The organism is Pseudomonas sp. Pseusp3 (assembly GCF_047304225.1).
Classification (GTDB): domain Bacteria; phylum Pseudomonadota; class Gammaproteobacteria; order Pseudomonadales; family Pseudomonadaceae; genus Aquipseudomonas; species Aquipseudomonas fluorescens_CD.
This window is the reverse complement of sequence record NZ_JBGLYV010000194.1, coordinates 1-4,202: the sequence shown is the minus strand read 5'-3', so window position 1 is coordinate 4,202 and position 4,202 is coordinate 1. Positions and strand designations below refer to the sequence as shown.

Genomic DNA, 4,202 nt, shown 5'->3' with positions numbered 1-4,202 from the left:
TTACACGCTGCTGTCAACACCTCTTTTTCAACTTCCTTTCGGCTTCGATGACCTGAAGCAACCTGCTGCCGAAACCTGGGTAACTCTTTGTTTTCCAAGGAGTTTTCCGTTTCGACTGCGCCGGAAGTGGGGCGAATTATAGAGATCTGAAATCTGCCGTCAAGCACTGATTCCGCTTTTCTATCAATAACTTGCAGAAAGGCGCAAAACGCCCCGATGGAGTCCTATATAGAGGAGCGAAAGCGCCCCTCTATATAGAAGAGAGGTCAAAGCACACCAGACGCCTTGAACGCTGACACCGTCCCCGCATCCAGACCCAGCACCCGCTGGAGAACCTCCAGCGTATGCTCACCCAGCAAAGGAGGCGCATACCGATACTCCACCGGAGTCTCGGACAACCGAATAGGACTGGCCACTTGCGGCACCATGCCAGCCAGCGCATGCGGCAACTCGATGGCCAACCCGCGCGCCTTGACCTGAGGATCGGCAAACATCTGCGCCAGGTCATTGATAGGCCCGCATGGCACGCCAGCCTGTTCCAGCTGCACCACCCATTCAGCGGTAGTCTTGAACACCGTTGCCTGGCGGATCAGCGGAATCAGTACAGCCCTGTTCGCTACCCGCAGCTTGTTGGTCGCAAAACGCGGATCGTCCGCCCACTGTGGTTGCCCGGCCACTTCCGCGAACTTGCGGAACTGTCCATCGTTACCAACGGTAAGAATGAAGTCACCATCCGCCGTAGGAAAATCCTGATAGGGCACGATGTTCGGATGAGCATTACCCAAGCGTTTAGGCGCATTGCCTGTTGTCAGGTAGTTCATTGCCTGGTTAGCCAGACAAGCCACCTGCACGTCCAGCAGTGCCATATCGATATGCTGACCACCGCCGTCGTGATCCCGATGCGCAAGCGCAGCCAGGATCGCGACAGTCGAATACAGCCCGGTCAGGATGTCCGTCAGCGCTACGCCGACCTTCACCGGCCCCGCACCTTCTTCGCCTTCAGGTCGACCCGTCAGGCTCATGAGGCCGCCCAGCCCCTGGATCATGAAGTCATAACCCGCACGCTTGGCGTAAGGACCGGTCTGGCCGAACCCAGTGATCGAGCAATAGATCAGATCCGGGTTGATCGCCTTCAACGACTCATAGTCCAAGCCATAAGCCGCCAGGCCGCCGACCTTGAAGTTCTCGATCAGGATGTCCGACTTGGCCGCCAGCTCACGCACCAGCTTCTGCCCTTCAGGGCGTGTGAAGTCGATGGTGACCGATTGCTTGTTGCGATTGGCCGACAGGTAATAGGCGGCCTCGCTGGTGTTCTCGCCATAAGCGTCTTTCAGGAACGGTGGCCCCCAGGCGCGCGTGTCATCGCCGTTACCCGGGCGCTCGACCTTGATCACTTCGGCACCAAGGTCGGCCAGGATCTGCCCGGACCAAGGCCCGGCCAGCACCCGCGATAAATCCAGTACCCGTAGATGCGATAGCGCGCCCATGGACGTCCTCCTGTTAATAGAACGCCTGGATGCCGGTTTGCGCACGACCAAGGATCAGTGCATGGACGTCGTGCGTACCTTCATAGGTGTTCACAACTTCCAGGTTGACCAAGTGACGCGCTACACCGAACTCATCGGAGATGCCGTTGCCGCCCAACATGTCGCGAGCCATGCGCGCGATGTCCAGGGACTTGCCGCAAGAGTTGCGCTTCATCATCGAAGTGATTTCGACCGCAGCAGTGCCTTCATCCTTCATACGACCCAGACGCAGACAGCCTTGCAGCGCCATGGTGATTTCAGTCTGCATGTCGGCCAGTTTCTTCTGGATCAACTGAGTGGCGGCCAATGGACGACCGAACTGTTGACGATCCAGGGTGTACTGGCGAGCGGTGTGCCAACAGAACTCGGCCGCACCCAGCGCACCCCAGGAGATGCCGTAACGCGCCGAGTTGAGGCAGGTGAAAGGACCTTTCAGGCCACGGACATCCGGGAAGATGTTCTCTTCCGGAACGAATACGTTGTCCATGACGATTTCACCTGTGATCGATGCCCGCAGGCCAACCTTGCCGTGAATCGCCGGAGCGCTCAGGCCTTTCCAGCCTTTCTCGAGAACGAAGCCGCGGATATCGCCGGCATCGTCCTTGGCCCAGACCACGAACACATCGGCAATCGGGCTGTTGGTGATCCACATCTTGCTGCCAGTGAGGCTGTAGCCACCTTCCACTTTGCGCGCACGACTGATCATCGCGCCCGGGTCGGAACCGTGGTTAGGCTCGGTCAGACCGAAGCAGCCGATCCACTCGCCGGAGGCCAGTTTTGGCAGGTACTTCTGCTTCTGGGCTTCGGTACCGAACTCATTGATTGGCACCATCACCAGCGAGGACTGCACGCTCATCATCGAGCGATAGCCGGAGTCGATACGCTCGACTTCACGGGCAATCAGCCCGTAGCTGACGTAGTTCAGGCCACTGCCGCCGTACTGCTCGGGGATGGTTGCGCCCAACAGACCAACCTCGCCCATTTCGCGGAAGATCGCCGGATCGGTCTTCTCATGGCGGAAAGCTTCAAGAATGCGCGGCGCAAGGCTCTGCTGAGCGAACTGCGCAGCCGTGTCGCGAATCATGCGTTCTTCTTCAGTGAGCTGTTGATCCAGCAGCAGGGGATCGATCCAGTTGAAGCTAGCTTTACCGCCCATGAGTGTGTCCTCTCGAATCGGGTCAAATAACGTGGACTGATCCTAGGCCCGGATCGGCGCTACGGCAAACGAGGATTTCGCATACTGTTGTGCTAATTTCTCACTCCGAAACGTCGCAAAATAGCCTTTATGCGATGTATTAGTGAGGTTGACGTACATGCGCAGGAAGATACCCAGCACCACCGCCCTGATCAGCTTCGAGGCCGCAGCGCGCCACGAGAGCTTCACCAAGGCCGCCCAGGAGCTTTCACTGACCCAAGGAGCGATTTGCCGACAGATCGCCAGCCTTGAAGAGTTCCTCAATGTGGAACTGTTCCGACGCTCGCGGCGCGGGGTCAAGCTGACGGAAGCCGGTCTCTCCTACAGCCGTCGAGTGGCCACTCAACTCGATGCGGTTGAGCGCGACACCTTGTCGGTGATGGGCCAGCAGGGCACCAACGTGATCGAGTTGGCCGTAGTTCCGACCTTCGGCACCCAATGGCTGCTGCCGCGACTCAAGGACTTTCAGCAAAAACACCCGGAAGTGACGGTCAACCTGACCAACCGCACGCGGCCGTTCCTGTTCGCCGATACTGATTTTGATGCCGCAATCTACTTCGGTGATGCGGATTGGTCAGGTACAGAGTCTCACAGGCTGATGGGTGAAAATCCGATGCCCGTTTGCAGCCCCGACCTACTCGGAAGCAAGACCAGTCTGACACCCGGCGAAATCGCCGATTTGCCTCTTCTGCAACAAACCACGCGCCCCTATGCCTGGCGCCAATGGTTCGATTCCCAACACCTGAATGTCCCGCGAGACATGACAGGCCCTCGCTACGAGCTATTCTCCATGCTCGCCCAAGCGGCCATGCACGACATGGGCATTGCCCTGATTCCGCCGTTCCTGATTCAACGGGAGTTGAAAGAAAAACGCCTGGTGATCGCCAACCCGCAAGCACTGTCCAGCATCAAGGCTTATTACCTGATGATTCCCGAGCGAAAGGTCGAATCCGCGTCTTTGAAGGCATTTCGGGACTGGCTGGTAAATCAGGCGCACAGCTACAGCCTAGAGGGATAAAGGCCTTCAATCGATACTTGACCTCGTAGTCAAATAAAAATAAGCCCTACAGATATACGTATTTGTCGCATACCAGCAAACTGTATCGAGAAGTCGTACAAACGTCCCACAAGCGCCTGAGGACGCGGCTTTGCGCCACTATTTCGAAGCGATGCCGCATCATTCATACGGCCGATGTGTAAATTCTTAAATTTCGGCCAGAATCCTTGAAAAGCACGACCTGCAAGGGATTGAGCCAGTTGGTTGCGACATTCGGTCACGGGGTGACTTGTAGTTAATTTTCCGTCACCCGTCATAATCCCTTGAAGGGCACAAAGTTCGCCTGCAAAATGCCGCGCCCCGCCCTGATTTGGCGGGATCGTGCTGATCGGCCGCCCCAGCCGCACCATCCGTAGTGCATGGGTTTACTCAATAAGATCACGCAGGAGATTTGACGTGCACATTGGTGTTCCTCTCGAAACCC

The 4,202-nt window shown here is 57.2% G+C and carries 3 protein-coding genes; 1 reads left to right on the top strand and 2 read right to left on the bottom strand.

The features are described from left to right. Positions 1 to 266: 266 nt before the first annotated feature. The gene (locus tag ACCD00_RS30260) at positions 267 to 1,487 is read right to left on the bottom strand and encodes a CaiB/BaiF CoA transferase family protein (RefSeq protein ID WP_413428868.1); all 1,221 of its coding nucleotides are present in this window, start codon (positions 1,485 to 1,487) and stop codon (positions 267 to 269) included. A 13-nt stretch (positions 1,488 to 1,500) separates the two neighbouring features. Then, positions 1,501 to 2,682 (bottom strand): acyl-CoA dehydrogenase, encoded by a 1,182-nt coding sequence (locus tag ACCD00_RS30255; RefSeq protein ID WP_008018499.1) that lies wholly within the window; start codon positions 2,680 to 2,682, stop codon positions 1,501 to 1,503. A gap of 157 nt (positions 2,683 to 2,839) precedes the next feature. Between ACCD00_RS30255 and ACCD00_RS30250 the strand changes: the two genes are divergently transcribed. Beyond that, entirely contained in the window at positions 2,840 to 3,739 is a 900-nt protein-coding gene (locus tag ACCD00_RS30250) for a LysR family transcriptional regulator (RefSeq protein WP_413428867.1), read from the top strand. Positions 3,740 to 4,202: the final 463 nt, after the last annotated feature.